General features: G+C 64.9%; 16 protein-coding genes. 9 read left to right on the top strand and 7 right to left on the bottom strand.

What is annotated here, in order from left to right:
- Nucleotides 1-105: 105 nt before the first annotated feature.
- Nucleotides 106-891: a cobalamin-binding protein gene (locus RX327_RS18380; protein WP_317251065.1), complete on the top strand. Its 786-nt coding sequence runs from the start codon at nucleotides 106-108 to the stop codon at nucleotides 889-891.
- A gap of 195 nt (nucleotides 892-1,086) precedes the next feature.
- On the opposite strand, the gene RX327_RS18375 is transcribed toward RX327_RS18380, so the two are convergent.
- Together RX327_RS18375 and RX327_RS18370 are read right to left on the bottom strand one after the other, a co-directional pair.
- Nucleotides 1,087-2,364: an ArgE/DapE family deacylase gene (locus RX327_RS18375; protein ID WP_317251064.1), complete on the bottom strand. Its 1,278-nt coding sequence runs from the start codon at nucleotides 2,362-2,364 to the stop codon at nucleotides 1,087-1,089.
- Nucleotides 2,365-2,418: 54 nt separating this feature from the next.
- Complete coding sequence (locus RX327_RS18370; RefSeq protein ID WP_410712193.1) at nucleotides 2,419-3,111, bottom strand: pyridoxamine 5'-phosphate oxidase family protein; 693 nt, start codon at nucleotides 3,109-3,111, stop codon at nucleotides 2,419-2,421.
- A 106-nt stretch (nucleotides 3,112-3,217) separates the two neighbouring features.
- Here RX327_RS18370 and RX327_RS18365 point away from each other — a divergent pair, with 106 nt between their 5' ends.
- From RX327_RS18365 to RX327_RS18355, 3 genes are read left to right on the top strand one after another with little or no spacing between them, the layout of a single operon-like run.
- Nucleotides 3,218-4,732, top strand: a complete 1,515-nt coding sequence (locus RX327_RS18365; RefSeq protein WP_317251063.1) for a PLP-dependent aminotransferase family protein — start codon at nucleotides 3,218-3,220, stop codon at nucleotides 4,730-4,732.
- A 46-nt stretch (nucleotides 4,733-4,778) separates the two neighbouring features.
- On the top strand, nucleotides 4,779-4,928 hold the full coding sequence (locus tag RX327_RS18360) for a hypothetical protein (protein WP_167350431.1): 150 nt from the start codon (nucleotides 4,779-4,781) through the stop codon (nucleotides 4,926-4,928).
- A gap of 11 nt (nucleotides 4,929-4,939) precedes the next feature.
- Entirely contained in the window at nucleotides 4,940-5,185 is a 246-nt protein-coding gene (locus RX327_RS18355) for a DUF6719 family protein (protein ID WP_038377224.1), read from the top strand.
- A 51-nt stretch (nucleotides 5,186-5,236) separates the two neighbouring features.
- Here the strand turns inward: RX327_RS18355 and RX327_RS18350 are convergent, their stop codons facing one another.
- Both RX327_RS18350 and RX327_RS18345 read right to left on the bottom strand, forming a co-directional pair.
- Nucleotides 5,237-5,644 (bottom strand): hypothetical protein, encoded by a 408-nt coding sequence (locus RX327_RS18350; RefSeq protein WP_410712167.1) that lies wholly within the window; start codon nucleotides 5,642-5,644, stop codon nucleotides 5,237-5,239.
- A gap of 41 nt (nucleotides 5,645-5,685) precedes the next feature.
- The gene (locus RX327_RS18345) at nucleotides 5,686-5,844 is read right to left on the bottom strand and encodes a hypothetical protein (RefSeq protein WP_167350432.1); all 159 of its coding nucleotides are present in this window, start codon (nucleotides 5,842-5,844) and stop codon (nucleotides 5,686-5,688) included.
- A 430-nt stretch (nucleotides 5,845-6,274) separates the two neighbouring features.
- Between RX327_RS18345 and RX327_RS18340 the strand changes: the two genes are divergently transcribed.
- Complete coding sequence (locus RX327_RS18340) at nucleotides 6,275-6,499, top strand: hypothetical protein (protein ID WP_028332338.1); 225 nt, start codon at nucleotides 6,275-6,277, stop codon at nucleotides 6,497-6,499.
- Between the two features lie 43 nt (nucleotides 6,500-6,542).
- Here the strand turns inward: RX327_RS18340 and RX327_RS18335 are convergent, their stop codons facing one another.
- Complete coding sequence (locus RX327_RS18335) at nucleotides 6,543-7,100, bottom strand: CreA family protein (RefSeq protein ID WP_317251061.1); 558 nt, start codon at nucleotides 7,098-7,100, stop codon at nucleotides 6,543-6,545.
- A gap of 221 nt (nucleotides 7,101-7,321) precedes the next feature.
- On the opposite strand from RX327_RS18335, the gene RX327_RS18330 reads away from it, so the two are divergent.
- From RX327_RS18330 to RX327_RS18315, 4 genes are all read left to right on the top strand, one after another.
- Complete coding sequence (locus tag RX327_RS18330; protein WP_317251060.1) at nucleotides 7,322-9,043, top strand: L,D-transpeptidase; 1,722 nt, start codon at nucleotides 7,322-7,324, stop codon at nucleotides 9,041-9,043.
- A gap of 127 nt (nucleotides 9,044-9,170) precedes the next feature.
- On the top strand, nucleotides 9,171-9,740 hold the full coding sequence (locus RX327_RS18325; RefSeq protein ID WP_317251059.1) for a glutathione peroxidase: 570 nt from the start codon (nucleotides 9,171-9,173) through the stop codon (nucleotides 9,738-9,740).
- A 171-nt stretch (nucleotides 9,741-9,911) separates the two neighbouring features.
- Complete coding sequence (locus RX327_RS18320) at nucleotides 9,912-10,916, top strand: polysaccharide deacetylase family protein (RefSeq protein WP_317251058.1); 1,005 nt, start codon at nucleotides 9,912-9,914, stop codon at nucleotides 10,914-10,916.
- A gap of 17 nt (nucleotides 10,917-10,933) precedes the next feature.
- Nucleotides 10,934-11,491, top strand: a complete 558-nt coding sequence (locus RX327_RS18315) for a dihydrofolate reductase (RefSeq protein WP_317251057.1) — start codon at nucleotides 10,934-10,936, stop codon at nucleotides 11,489-11,491.
- A gap of 93 nt (nucleotides 11,492-11,584) precedes the next feature.
- Here RX327_RS18315 and RX327_RS18310 read toward each other — a convergent pair whose 3' ends face one another.
- Entirely contained in the window at nucleotides 11,585-12,037 is a 453-nt protein-coding gene (locus RX327_RS18310) for a DoxX family protein (protein ID WP_317251056.1), read from the bottom strand.
- Nucleotides 12,038-12,192: 155 nt separating this feature from the next.
- Nucleotides 12,193-14,502 (bottom strand): NADP-dependent malic enzyme, encoded by a 2,310-nt coding sequence (locus RX327_RS18305; RefSeq protein WP_317251055.1) that lies wholly within the window; start codon nucleotides 14,500-14,502, stop codon nucleotides 12,193-12,195.
- Nucleotides 14,503-14,639 lie beyond the last annotated feature (137 nt).

The raw sequence follows: 14,639 nt of genomic DNA, 5'->3' as shown, positions 1-14,639 counted from the left end.
ATGATGGATTGCCCGAGCGGGCCCGGCAATGACGTCTGAGGTAATGGCGCGAATGACGTCATGACATCAGTGACAATATGCCTCCGAGCCTGCATACCGCCTGATATGCGCCACTTCCCGCCCCGCCGCGTCGTCTGTCTCACCGAAGAGACGGTCGAAACGCTTTATCTGCTCGGCGAGCAGGACCGTATCGTCGGCGTCTCCGGCTACGCCGTGCGCCCACCGCAGGTCCGGCGCGAGAAGCCACGCGTTTCGGCGTTCATCTCGGCCGACATGCCAAAAATCCTCGCGCTCGACCCCGATCTGGTGCTCGCCTTCTCCGATCTCCAGGCCGGCATCGCCGCCGATCTCGTCCGCGCCGGCATCGATGTCCACGTCTTCAACCAGCGCGACATCGCCGGGATCCTGGCGATGATCCGCACGCTGGGTGCACTGGTCGGTGCCGCCGACCGCGCCGATCAGCTCGCGCAAAACCTCGAACAACGGCTGGCGACGATCGCGGCAACGCCGCGTGCGGCGCCGCCGCCAAAAGTCTATTTCGAGGAATGGGATGATCCGTTGATCTCGGGCATCGGCTGGGTCTCCGAGCTGATCGAGATTGCCGGTGGCAAGGATGCGCTGCCGCATCTGCGCGCGCACCAGGCGGCCAAGGATCGCATCGTCACGCCTGACGCCGTGCGCGTGGCGATGCCTGACGTGATTCTCGCATCCTGGTGCGGCAAGAAGGTCGTGCCCGCCCGCATCAAGCAACGTGACGGATGGAGCGGCATCCCGGCCGTGCGCGACAATCGCATCATCGAGATCAAGTCGCCGATGATTTTGCAGCCGGGACCCGCGGCGCTGACGGATGGGCTCGATGCGATCGTAACCGCGTTGTGGGCAGAGCGTTGAGCCTTCAGCGTCGTCCTGGCCGATTGCGCACGGAGCCGGAACCCATAACCACAAATCTTGATTGATCTGCAGCGCTGCAAGGACGAGTCCCGATCACAACATCCGCTGCGGAGTATGGGTCCCGGCCTTCACCGGGACGACGCCGGATTTGTTGCGCTATCGCGCGCAATACTGAGTGAGGGGCGCAGACTGTAGCTAGGCCTTCTCCACGCCGCACCATTCCGCAATGAACAGCGCCATCGCCTTGGTCGTCTTCCGCAGCAACTCCAGCTCGACATATTCGTTGAAGCCGTGCATCGCCGCGCCACTGGCGCCGAAGCAGAGGCTCGGGATGTTGTGGTTGAGGCCGTAGAAGCGCGTATCGGTCAACGCGGTGAAGGCGCGGTCTTCCACCGCGCCGCCATAGACGACTTCGTGCGCCTTGGCGAAGGCGGCTTCCGGTGCCTCGGAGTTCACCAGCTCGTAGCCTTCCGACAGGAAGCCCGACCATTCGACCTGCGGCGGATTGTTGGAGAGGAAGCGATGATCGCGCGCCGCCGCCGCAACGCAAGCCATGATCTCCTTCTGGTGATCGGCGATCGACCAGCCCGGCAATACCGCAATCCGGCAATCGACGTCGCACCAGGCCGGCACGCTCGAGGCCCAGTCGCCGCCCTTGATGATGCCCGGGTTGAAGTTGATGGGATGGTTGAGCGTCTTGAAGTGACGATCGGCCTTGGCGCGCTCGTTCCATTCGATCTCGAGCTTTTGCAATGCCTGGATCAGGTGATACGCCGCCATGATCGCGTTCGCGCCCGCGCCGGCCTCGAACACATGCACCGGGAAACCGCGCACCTTCAGGCGGAACCAGATCACGCCGACCTGCGAGCGCACCATCTTGCCGCCGGTCGGCTCCGGAATGAAGCAGGCGTCCGCGCGATAGCCGCGCTGCAGCGTGGAAAGTGCGCCGACGCCGGTGCTCTCTTCCTCGATCACGGACTGGAAGTGGATCCGCGCCGTCGGCCTGAAGCCGGCGGCCTTGATCGCGTCCAGCGCATAGAGCGCGCCGATCGTGCCCGACTTCATGTCGCAGGCGCCGCGGCCGAACATCTTGCCGTCCTTGATGACCGGCGAGAATGGCGGCGTATCCCACAATTCCAGCGGGCCGGCCGGCACCACGTCGCAGTGCCCCTGCAGGATCAGCGATTTACCGCCGTTGGTCTGCGGACGGTAAGTGCCCACCACGGAACGTGCCTTCGAAAAATCGTGCTCGATCGGACCAAAGCCGCGCAGATCCTTCAAATCGTCGACATTGATGTGCCAATCGTCGACCTCGTAGCCACGTTGCCGCAGGAGATCGCCGATCATGTCCTGGCACGGCCCCTCCGCCCCGCGGGTCGAAGGGATCGCAACAAAGGCCTGCGTCGTCGCAAGCTGCGCATCGAATCCCTCGTCAACGGCGGCAAGGATTCGTTGTTGCGTCTCGGCAGTCATGCTTTGGCTCCATCGGGAAAACAGATCAGGCGGGAGCCGCAACGTAGCCCGATTTCACTCCGCCTTGTATTGCGCAAAATAAGCATCCCGCAATGCATCTTCGAGCAGCCGGCCTTCGGAATAGCCATTCAGCGTCGCGGGTCGGCTCACACCGTCGAGCAGGCGCGGGCACGGCTCCGGGGCGCCGAGCACGGTGCGGACCGGAATGCGCTCCGCGTAGATCGGCAACGCATAGTCCTCGTCGTCGTCAGCGACGCCCTTGGCGCGGATCTTGGCCGAGGCTTCCTCGATCTCCATCGCGATGAAGGAGGTTGCCTTGATCTCCTGCTTGTTGCTGGCACGCAGGCTCGCGGTGCGATCCGGGAAGAAGCGGTCGACCATGGCGATCACCGCCCGCTCCTTCTCCTCGGGATCGGTGACGAGATAGGCCGTGCCGAAGGCCATGACTGCGCGGTAGTCGGCGGAATGGTTGAAGCCGCAGCGCGCCAGCACGAGGCTGTCGAGATGGGCGACGGTCAGGCAGACGCGCTCGCCCTTGCTCTGGTTGCGCAGCATGCGGCTGGCGCTCGAGCCGTGCCAGTAGAGCCTGGTGCCCTCCCGCCAGAAGAAAGTCGGCGTGCAATAGGGCTGGCCGTCGACCACATAGGAGACGTGGCACAGCATCGAGGCATCCAGGATGCGGTGGACCGTGGCGTGATCGTAGAAGCCGCGATCGTGCCGGCGCTTGACCTGGTTGCGGGACGACATGGGGTAGGACGGAGCGGATGCGCCTTCGGTCACGGTGGTGCCTTTCGAAATCTGGAATCTGTCCAGAGTTGTAGCGGGGCTTTTGGTCTGCGATAGTTCCAATTCCATGCGAAAAATTCCGACCAATTCCCGGGAGCCCACGGCGCGCAAGGCCGAGGTGCCGCTCGACCTCGCCGGCCCGCACGTCACTCCCGGCGCGGCTTCGCAGCAGCGGCTCTATCAGGCGCTGTGCGAGACAATCGTCTCCGGCCTCGTCAAGCCCGGCGAGCCGCTGCCGCCATCGCGGACGCTGGCAAGGCAGACCGGCTTCCGGCGCAACGCCGTCGTCACCGCGTATGAGCGTCTGATCGCCGACGGCTTTGCCGACGCAACCGTTGGCTCCGGAACGTTCGTCGCCGCACGCATTCCGGCGCAGGTCGCCGCGCCGCGCCGCGCAAGGATCGCGATCGAGCCGCCACAGCACAATGCGCTGTCGCTCGGCTGCACGCATATCGACGAGCGCGCGCTGCAGCGCTTCCGCGCCTTTGCCGGCCGCAGGCTGCGCGCGTTCGGGTCCGAGCATCTGCATTACGGCGATCCCCGCGGCAGTAGCGAGCTGCGCGCGGCGATATCGGACCATCTTCTGTCGGCGCGCGGGCTGCGCTGCGACCCCGACCAAATCATGCTGGCGTCCGGCACGCTGCATGCCCTGCGCATCGTGCTCGGGGCGATCCTCAAGCCCGGCGACCAGGTCTGGTGCGAAGACCCCGGCTATCCGGCGGCGCGGCGCGCGATCGAGCATTGCGGCTATCGTCCGGTGTCGGTGCCGGTCGACATGTCGGGCATGCGCATCGACAAGGGGCGAGCGTCCGCGCCGCACGCGCGCGCAGCCTACGTCACACCGTCGCATCAATTTCCACTTGGCGTGCAGATGTCGATGCCGCGGCGCCTCGAGCTTCTGGATTGGGCAAGGCAGGCCGGCGCATTCGTGCTCGAGGACGATTACGACAGCGAGTTCCGCTATGACGGCGCACCGCTGATGTCGCTCGCCGGCATCGATCGCCTCCAGCGCGTGATCTACCTGGGCACGTTTGCCAAGACGCTGTTTCCGGGCCTGCGCATCGGCTATTGCGCCCTGCCCGAACGCCTGATCGCGGATGTGGCGGCAGCGCGCGCGGCGCTCGATCGCTTTCCCGGCACGCTGATGGAAGGCGCGGTGGCCGACATGCTCAATTCCGGCGCCTTCGCCGCCAACTTGCGCAAATCGCGCAAACTCTATCGCGAGGCGCGCGACGTCCTGGCGTCGACGCTTGCCAATGCATCGGAGGGCGAGCTCACGGTTCCCGTGCCCTCGCAGGGCCTTCACCTAGTGGCGCGGCTCGATCCCGCGACCGATCCGCTGATTGCCGCGCAGGCAAAGGCTAATGCCGGCGTCGGCGGCTGGCTGCTCGCCGAGACCTATCATCGCGCACCGCCACTGCCCGGCTTCGTGCTGGGATTTTCCGGCCATCCGGTTCCGCAACTCGTCGCGTCGGCGGAACGACTGGCGAAGACTACGCTCGCCGCGCTGCGCGCGACGCGCAAGACATCGGTCAAGCCATCCGCCAAGCCGCAGCGCTCTAGGAGAATCGCAGTCACCTGACTAAGGTCGCCCGCGTTCAGTCAGTGTCCGCTTACGGAGATACCGGATGCCAAATCGCAACGTCCTGTATCTCGTGATCGCCGCGCTGGTCGTGATCGCAGGCATGCTCGGCTACAATCTTTATCAGGCGAACAAGCAGCCCGAAGGCCTTCAGATCAATGTCGGCCCCGACGGGCTCAAGATCCAGAACAAGTGAAGGAGGCCGCGATGCCGCGCTTGGGATTCGTCGCGCTGGTCAGCGTCGCGGCTCTTGGCGCGATGGCTCAATCCGCCGCTGCAGAGCAGTCCTACATGCGTGAGGGCGACATCGTCGATCTGCGGGTCGGCCAGCGCGTCCTTGTCGATGACGGCTCGTGCCCGGCCGGGCAGATCAAGCAGGTCGTCGGCTCCAGGCTGAGCGAGAACGGCGTGGTGCGGACCCGCAGCTGCGTGCCGCGCCTCGCCAAAAAGTAAAACGCCCCGCTGTCGCGAGGCGGTGCGGTCCTCATTGCTTTGATGCTCAGCTCAGTTCGAGACCGGATCGAACATGCACTGCAAGGTCGGCTTGGCGATCTTGGTGAAGGTCGGGCCGATCTCACCCTGCTTGGATACCGGCACCCAATCGGTCTCGATCGTCGGCACGCCGGTCTCGGTGATGCCGCGCAGCAGCGCCTCGCGCAGATCGCGGTCCTCGACCGCAGCGGCGGCATGGTCGTGGAGGCAGCCGCACACGGCCTCGGGATGCGCCCAACGGCCGAGCATATGGGGCGCGCATTGCCGCACGAACTCGTCGCGCGGTTCAGGCACGCGGTACAGCGAGCGGATCTGCATCGATTCGAGGGGGAGCTGGGATTGGGCCTGCGCGGCGCCCGCCAAGGGCCCCATTAGGACAAGCGATGCCAACATCGCGGCGGAACAGATACGGAGCACCATTGGGAGAGCCTTTACCGGCAGTTCTGTTTTTTGCGTCGCGCTCAGTTGGCCTGTGCCATCACCATCGGGACCGGGGTGACTACCGGCGAGCCGTTATAGGAGAAGGTGCCGATCCCGGGCAAACCGCTGTCCGGCGAGCCTGCCATTGACGAGCCGGCCATCACAAAGGCGAAGGCGAGGATCAGGCTCATGGTTCGCATCTGACAGTCTCCGTTATTCCGCTCGGCATCCGGCGCCGTTGTGTGACGGTCTGATAACGATCTGCCGTTTCCGGAGTTCTGCGGAACAAGCCGAAAATGGTTTCGTCGGACCTGGAATTGTTTCGTCGACCAGCGGTCCACGAAACATTCGGCGGAAAACACCAATGATTTCAGCGGCAGGAGCGTGGCTGATAGGCTGTTGAAAACTTCGCGCGACAATGCCGGACCCCGGCCACTGCCGGAGCGAGGGCCAATTATGCGTGCAAACTGAACGAGCTAGCGCGCTTTGTTAACTTTCCTCTGCTGAGAGGAGAAGCAGCACAGCAAGGGCGGCGTGAACCGGGCGACGGTTTGGCCGACTCATATTTGGGCGCCGTGCAACCATCTTCGCGGTGGCACGTTGTCGTGATCACTCCCGATCCAACGAAGGATGTCAGTCGTGGGCAATGGCAACATCGGTGTTGGCAATGAATCCGCGGCGAGCAAATCCGGCCAGCAACAGATGACGGCCGCGATGCCGCAGCAAGGCGCCTATGTGATGGGCGACAATGAGTGCGCGCCGCAGAAGCTGGTCCGCCTCGTCGGCTGCCGCGACTCGAAGGTCAAGCCGGCCCTTGGCATCAGCGCGAAGCAGTTCGGGCAAACCGAGCGCTAGCTCGCCCGCCGCCTCAGCCGCCTGGGCCAAGCCCCTGCTCCAGCTACTGAATGAACTCGCCGCACTTCTGGACGTTTGCGTCCGCCGGTCCCCACGGCATGATCGGCACGGTCGAGGTCGAGTTCTTGGGCGAACCCTCGATCAGCCTGTCCGAATAGACCATGTAGACCAGCACGTTGCGCTTGGCGTCGCAGCCGCGCACGATCTGCATCTTCTTGAAGAACAGCGAGCGCCGCTGGCGGAACATGTCGTCGCCCTGCTCCATCTTGTTCTTGAACCTGATCGGGGCGACCTGGCGGCAGGCGAGCGAGATGTCCGAGACCTCCTCGGCAAGGCCCAGCCACCCCTTGAAGCCGCCCCTCTCCGGCACCGTGAAGTGACAGGCGACACCCTCGACCTCGGGATCGTCGACGCCATAGGTCGCGAGCTTATCGTTGGGGCTCACCCATTTGAACACGGTGGAGCGGCGGAAGATCAGGTCCGGCTCGTCGGCCGCGACCGCAGGACCCGCCTGCCCCAAAGCCAGCAACATCAGCAGCACCGCGCATCCCCAGCGAGACAACCGTCGCAGGTCACACAAGCTCACAGTTCTCGATGTCATTGAGGTCTCCGGGGTGGGTCCCGCCTATGTAGTGCGCAAACGCCGCACAGGAAGGCGCTGACAGTTCGGTGATCGAACGCGGCGCTTTAACCTCTTGTGAGGCTTTTTTGTTACTCTTTCGTCGAAAATACCGCCCTCACGGAAGGGTTAGATCGCTTGCGCTGGTGAACGCGTTGTGCGTCTGCGACAACCAACAGGTAGTCTGGACTGGGATTCGGAATATGCGCGCAGGTGGACGGCGGATTTCGATTTTTGATTTCGCGAATGAGCGGTTCTGGCAGCTTGCAATTCTGACGACCGCCGGCACCGTCGCCGCCTCCACGCAGGCCGATGCAGCGCTCTATTACTGGAACCGCGACTCCGCCTTCTACGGCGAATACGAGCCGATGCCGCTGCCCCAGCCGCACCGGCAAAAGCCGAAGCGCAGCACAGCCAAGAAGAATCCGGCGATCGAGAAGGAGGCCGGCAGCAAGCCGCAAGGTCCCCTGATCATCTCGGTCTCGATCGACCAGCAGCGGGTCAGCCTCTACGACGCCAATGGCCTCTATGCCGAGAGCCCGGTGTCGACCGGCATGAAGGGTCATTCGACGCCGATGGGTGTGTTCAGCGTCATCCAGAAGCACAAATTCCACCGCTCCAACATTTATAGCGACGCGCCGATGCCGTACATGCAGCGGATCACCTGGTCCGGCGTCGCCATGCATGCCGGCGTGTTGCCGGGTTACCCGGCCTCGCACGGCTGCATCCGCATGCCGATGTCGTTCGCGGTGAAGATGTACAATTGGACGCGGATGGGTGCCCGCGTGTTCGTCACGCCGGGCACGATCTCGCCGGAGAGTTTCTCGCACCCGCTGCTGGTCACGCAGAAGGTGGCGCCGCAGCAGCCGGTTGCCGACGACATTCTGAAGATGGATGCGCCGCTCGGCGTGAAGAGCGACAAGGGCGCCGACAAGCAGTCCAGTCTCGATTTGCGCAGCAGTGTCGGCCATGCCGCCGCGTCGCTGCGCGACAACACCCACACCGCCGACGCCAGCAGCGCGATGCCGGCAGCGAGTGCGTCGGTGACGATGTCCGATGCGACCTCTTCCACGGCGCGCGACGCCATTGCGGAGAAGATCGCAGCGAACAAGTCCGAGACAGTGAAGCCCGAGACGGCCGCCGCCGACAAGCCGGCCGAGACCAATTCCGCCGGCCACGACAGCAACCCGACCACAGATGACAACACGGTCGGCGAAACCACCGCCGGCACCGACACGCCAAAGAGCGAGGTCTCGGCAAGCGATCCGGTGAAGGCGGAAGCCAAGGCCGACGAGCCGAAGGCGGACGCCGCCATGCCTGGTGCTGCCGAGGCGCCCAAGATCGATGCACCGAAGACCGATGCACCGAAGGCCGCTGACAAACCCGCCGAGGCGGCGACCGCAGCTGATGCGCCCGACGCCAAGAAGGATCCGGCACGGCTGCCGGGCACGGCCAGGATCGACGTGCCCAAGCGGGCCGGCCAGATTGCCGTCTTCATCAGCCGCAAGGATGCCAAGCTCTATGTGCGGCAGAATTTTGCGCCGCTGTTCGAGGTGCCCGTCACGATCGCCGCGAGCGACCGGCCGCTCGGCACGCATGTCTTCACCGCCGAAGTCGACAAGACCGATGCCAATTCGCTGCGTTGGTCGGTGGTGTCGCTGCCGACCCGCAACGTCGCCCGCATCGACGTCGAGGAGCGTGCCTCGCATCGCCGCAAGATCGCGGCCGCAGCGGTGGCCGAGGCCAAGCCGCAGCCGGTGACCAACACCCCGGCCGAGGCGCTCGACCGCATCTCCATTCCGGCCGACGTGATGGCGCGGATCAGCGAAGCTCTCGGCACCGGCGGATCGATCATCGTCTCCGACCAGGGCATCAACCAGGGCGAGACCGGCGAAGGCACCGATTTCATCGTGCCGCTGCGTTGAGGCGATCGATCCCGGATTGGGCTTCGCGCCATCCGGCCACCCGCTTCCGGCAATAACGCCTTCTTGAAAGCCTGCGCCTCCCCGCCGGATTATGATCCCGACGAACATCTGTTCCGGGGACGAGACCATGATGGACCGCAGGACACTAATTGTGACCGCGATCGCCGCAGCCGCATCATCCCGCCCGCTGCATGCCGAGCAGCCCGCGATGAGCCGGATCACCGCCTACGCCTTCTCATTTCCGGCACCTGGCGGCGGCGATATCAGACTTGCCGACTATGCCGGCCGTCCGTTGATGATCGTGAACACCGCCTCGCTCTGCGGCTACACTCCGCAATATGCCGGCCTGCAAGAACTCTGGAACGAATTCCGCGATCGCGGCTTCGTCATCATTGGCGTCCCCTCCAATGACTTCGGCGGCCAGGAGCCCGGCGGCCCAACCGAGATCGCCGAGACCGCGCAGCATCAATATGGCGTCACCTTCCCGATCGCGGCGAAAGCAATCGTCCGCGGAACGAGCGCGCATCCGTTCTACCGCTGGGCGGCGGAGGCTCGGCCGAAGGACGTACCGCGCTGGAACTTCCACAAATACCTGATCGGCCGCGACGGCTATATCGCCGAAGTTTTCGCTGAGTCGGTTGCGCCCGACGACACGCGCATCAAGACCGGGATCGCACGGGCACTGGCGGCCGCCTGAGATATGACGATAATCCCCGGAATTAACTGATCCGGCGAGGATTTTGGACACGCGCTCGCCACGTTCATTGCCTTGGCGTCGCCACTGCGACTAGGGTACGATCGGTTGGGGGCGAAGCGACCCGGTCGCGGCAATGCCGGCGCCGGGAGCGCGAGCAGCAGGGAACACGCCATGCGCATTGCGACAGGTCTGATTTTTGCGGGGACCGTATCGTTGCTCGCGTCGAGCGCAGCTTGGTCGCAGACGTCGCCCGCCAAGGGCGCTACTGCGGCACCGGCAGCACCAGCGGCCGCGGCTCCCGCGCCCGCCGCCGCAGCCCCGGCACCGGCCACCGCAACCGCTGCCCCGGTTCCGCCCAAACAGCCGCCGCAGCCGGCGCGCGCGGCCTGCAACACGCCGGGTGCGCTCGGCGTCGCCCGCACCGTCGAGATCGACACCACCGGCGGTCCCGGCTTCGGCTTCGAGCATTTCAAGCAGCTCGACTTCCTGCGCGACAAGGAGGTGGTGCTGACCTTCGACGACGGCCCGTGGCCGGGCAACACGCCCGCGGTGCTGAAGGCGCTCGCCGATGAATGCACCACCGGCATCTTCTTCTCGATCGGCAAGCACGCGACCTATCAGCCGGAAATCCTGAAGCAGGTCTACGCGGCCGGCCATACGGTCGGCGCCCATACCTGGTCGCACGCCAACCTCAACAACAAGAAGCTCACCGAAGATCAGAAGAAGGACGAAATCGAGCGCGGCTACGCCGCGGTCAAGTGGGCGCTCGAGACCTCACCTTCACCGTTCTTCCGCTTCCCGGCGCTCCAGCATCCGCCGGAGATGGTCACCTATCTCGGCAACCGCAATGTCGCGATCTTCTCCTGCGACATCGACTCGTTCGACTTCAAGGCCTCCAAGCCCGAGAAGGTGGTCGAGACCGTGATGAAGAAGCTCGATACCAAGCTCGGCAAGGGCATCATCCTGATGCACGACTTCCAGAAGCACACCGCGGAAGCCCTGCCCGAACTGCTCACGCGGCTCAAGGCCGGCGGCTACAAGGTGGTGGCGATGCGCGCCAAGTTCCCGGCATCGACGCTGCCGGAATACGACCAGGAGCTGCTCAAGGACGCCAAGCTGCCGACGGTGAGCCAGCGCCCGGTGAACAGCGTCGTCACCACCGTCGATCAGCAATAGCGCCGGCGACAATCCTGGTGCCGGCGTTGCGCATCGAAGGCTTCGTCATCGTCTCCGCCGATGGCCGGCTGGCGAATGCGCGGAACGTGATGCCCGACGATCTCAAGATCGAGGGCGACAAGCGGTTCTTCACCGCAGCCCTCGACCGCGCCGACCTCGTCGTGCATGGCCGTCACTCCCAGGAAGAGCAGCCGAATGCGCCAAAGCGGCGGCGCCTGATCCTGACCAGCAAGGTCGCGGCCACCGCGCCCGCCCCCGATAATCCGAAGGCGCTGTTGTGGAATCCCGCCGGCTGCCCGTTCGAGACGGCGAGCCGCGAGGCCGGCGTGACCTCGGGCATGGTCGCGGTCATCGGCGGCCCCGGCGTGTTCGGCATGTTCATGGACCGCTACGACACGTTCTGGCTCTCGGTCGCCCCGAAGGTGCACATCCCCGACGGCGAGCCGTGCTTTCCCAGCGTTCCCGCCCGCACCCCGCAGCAGATGCTCTCGGCGCACGGCCTGCACGCCGGCGCGCCGCAGCTGATCGATGCCGCGCAGGATGTCAGCGTGACGCCGTGGCGGCGGATGGGTTGAAAGATCGCTGTTCGTAGTCCGTAGGATGGGTAGAGCGCAGCGAAACCCATCGCTACGTGCCAGCCTGGCGCATGATGCCTACGCTGCCGCGTCCTACACGTCCCCATAGGCCGGGTCGTCGCGGCGCGGGCCGCGGCCGTAGCCGGCGATGATGAACAGCGCGCCGATCAGCGACAGGTTCTTCAGCGCATCGATCAGCGTGCTGAGGTTGTCGGGCGCCGGCTGATTCCAGAAGTCATGGAAGTAGAAGGTGGCGAAGCACACGAAGATGATCAGGAAAATCGCGAAGAAACGCGCCAGCACGTTCACCGCGATCATCAGCCCCGCGACGATCTCGAAGCCACCGATCGTGATCGCCAGCAGCTGCATGAAGGGCATGCCGACGGAGGTTTCGATCTGCTGCGTATAGGGCACGACCACGGCCGGGATCGTCACCTTGGCCGCCAGCAGATCCGCGGTCGCCTGGATGGCAAAGAGCTTGGTCGCGCCCGTGTAGATGAACAGCACGGCGAACAGGATTCGCCCGAAAGTCACGAACGCTGGCATGATCGGCCTCACTGGATGGCAGAAATCGGACGAAGCAGGCGAAGCGATTATGGTCGCTCCACCTGCCTCGATCAAATCGAATCCATCTCGGTTCAAACACGATGCGGAAAGCTGCGCTGCGGTTTTCCGAACATAACGTGCTCAAACAACGGCCGTCAGCCGAACAGCGTCGGCTGCGCGCGGCCGGCGCGCTCTTGGGCTTCGACCGCGGCCACCGCCGTCATGTTGAGGATGCCGCGCGCCGTCACGCCGGGGGTCAGGATATGTGCCGGGCGTGCCGGGCCGACCAGGATCGGGCCGACGGGCAACGCGTCCGCCAGCGACTTGATCATCTGATAGGCGACATTGGCGGTGTCGAGGGTGGGCATGATCAGGATGTTGGCCTCGCCCTCCAGCTTGGAGTGCGGCAGCACCATCCTTCGCGCAGCGGCGGAGAGTGCGGTGTCGCCCTGCATCTCGCCGTCGGCCTCGATCTCCGGATGCTTCTCCTTCAACAGCTGGGTCGCCCGCCGCATCTTGCGCGAGGATTCGGTGTCGTAGCTGCCGAAATCCGAGTGCGAGACGAAGGCGATCTTCGGCTTGATGTTGAAGCGCTGCACGTGGACCGCGGCGAGCGATGCCACTTCGGCGAGTTCCTCCGCGCTCGGGTTCGGCCGCACCTGGGTATCGGCGAGGAAATGGGCGCCGGTGGAGGTGATCAGCAGCGCAAGCGCCGCGTAGTCGCTGATCCCCGGCGAAAAGCCGATGATCTCGCGGACATGACGCAGATGGCTCATGTAGCGACCCTCGACGCCGCAAAGCATGGCATCCGCCTCGCCGCGCGTCACCGCGAGCGCGGCGATCACGGTGTTGTTGGTGCGCACCACCGTGCGGGCTGCATCCGGCGTGACGCCGCGGCGGCCGGCGACCTCGACGTAAGACTGCACATAGGAGCGGTAGCGCGGATCGTCCTCGGGATTGACCAGGTCGAAGTCCTTGCCGGCGCGGATCGAGAGCCCGAAGCGCTTGATGCGCGCCTCCACGACCGAAGGACGGCCGACCAGGATCGGCCGCGCCAGGTTCTCCTCCAGCACGACTTGCGTCGCACGCAGCACGCGCTCGTCCTCGCCTTCGGCATAGATCACGCGCACCGGCTGGGTCTTGGCCTTGGCGAACATCGGCTTCATGACGAGGCCGGAGCGGAAGGCGAAGCGCTCCAGCAGCGCGGTGTATTCGTCGAAATTGGTGATGGGTCGCGTCGCGACACCCGACTCCATCGCCGCCTTGGCCACAGCCGGCGCGATCCGCAGAATCAGGCGCGGGTCGAACGGACTTGGGATCAGCGAGCCCGGGCCGAAGCCTTGGGTCTCGCCGGTGTCGAAACCCTGCGCGACCGCATCCGACGGCGCCTCGCGCGCGAGCTGCGCGATGGCCTCGACGGCGGCGTGCTTCATCTCCTCGTTGATCGCGGTGGCGCCGACGTCGAGCGCGCCGCGGAAGATGAAGGGAAAGCAGAGGACATTGTTGACCTGGTTCGGATAGTCCGAGCGGCCGGTGCAGATCATGGCGTCGGGGCGCGCCTTTCGCGCCTCTTCCGGCATGATCTCCGGTACGGGATTGGCAAGGGCCATGACAAGCGGCTTGTCGCCCATCTGCTTGACCATTTCGGGCTTGAGCACACCCGGCGCCGACAGGCCGATGAAGATGTCCGCGCCCGGAATGACGTCGGCGAGCACGCGTGCGTCGGTCTTCTGGGTATAGACCGCCTTCCAGCGATCCATCGTGGTGTTGCGGCCCTCATAGACCACACCATCGATGTCGCAGACCCAGATGTTCTTGCGCTGCGCCCCCATCGAGACCAGCAGATTGAGGGTTGCGATCGCGGCCGCGCCCGCGCCCGAACAGACGATCTTCACGTCAGAGAGTTGCTTGCCGTTCAACAACAGCCCGTTGGTGATCGCCGCGGCGACGATGATGGCGGTGCCATGCTGGTCGTCATGGAAGACCGGGATTTTCATGCGCTCCTTCAGGCGCGTCTCGATCTCGAAGCATTCCGGTCCGCGGATGTCTTCCAGATTGATGCCGCCGAAGGTCGGCTCGAGCGCCGCCACCGTCTCGACCACCCGGTCGATGGTGTCAGCAGCGATCTCGATGTCGAACACGTCGATGCCGGCGAATTTCTTGAACAGGACCGCCTTGCCTTCCATCACCGGCTTGGAGGCCAGCGGGCCGATATTGCCGAGGCCGAGCACCGCGGTGCCGTTGGAGACCACCGCGACCAGGTTGGCGCGGGTGGTGAGCGTGGCCGCCTCGGCCGGGTTCTTGGCGATCTCGGTGCAGGCGGCGGCAACGCCCGGAGAATAGGCCAGCGCGAGGTCGCGCTGGTTGGCAAGCGGCTTGCTTGCCTGGATCTCGAGCTTTCCGGGGCGCGGCAGACGATGATAGGCCAGCGCGGCGTTATGGAGTTCTTCAGACGATGACGACATGCGTGCTCCCCGCGTTTCCGGCCCAAATTTCTTGTTTCTGTGCTAATTCAGGCGAAAGTCATTTGTCCGGCAAATCGAGCCGGATGTGAAGCATGTCCGGCCGCTTGGATGCAACATCGGATAATGTCCCCGTCAAC

This window comes from Bradyrhizobium sp. BEA-2-5, from assembly GCF_032918025.1.
Taxonomy (GTDB): domain Bacteria; phylum Pseudomonadota; class Alphaproteobacteria; order Rhizobiales; family Xanthobacteraceae; genus Bradyrhizobium; species Bradyrhizobium pachyrhizi.
This window is presented reverse-complemented; position numbering and strand designations above follow the sequence as displayed.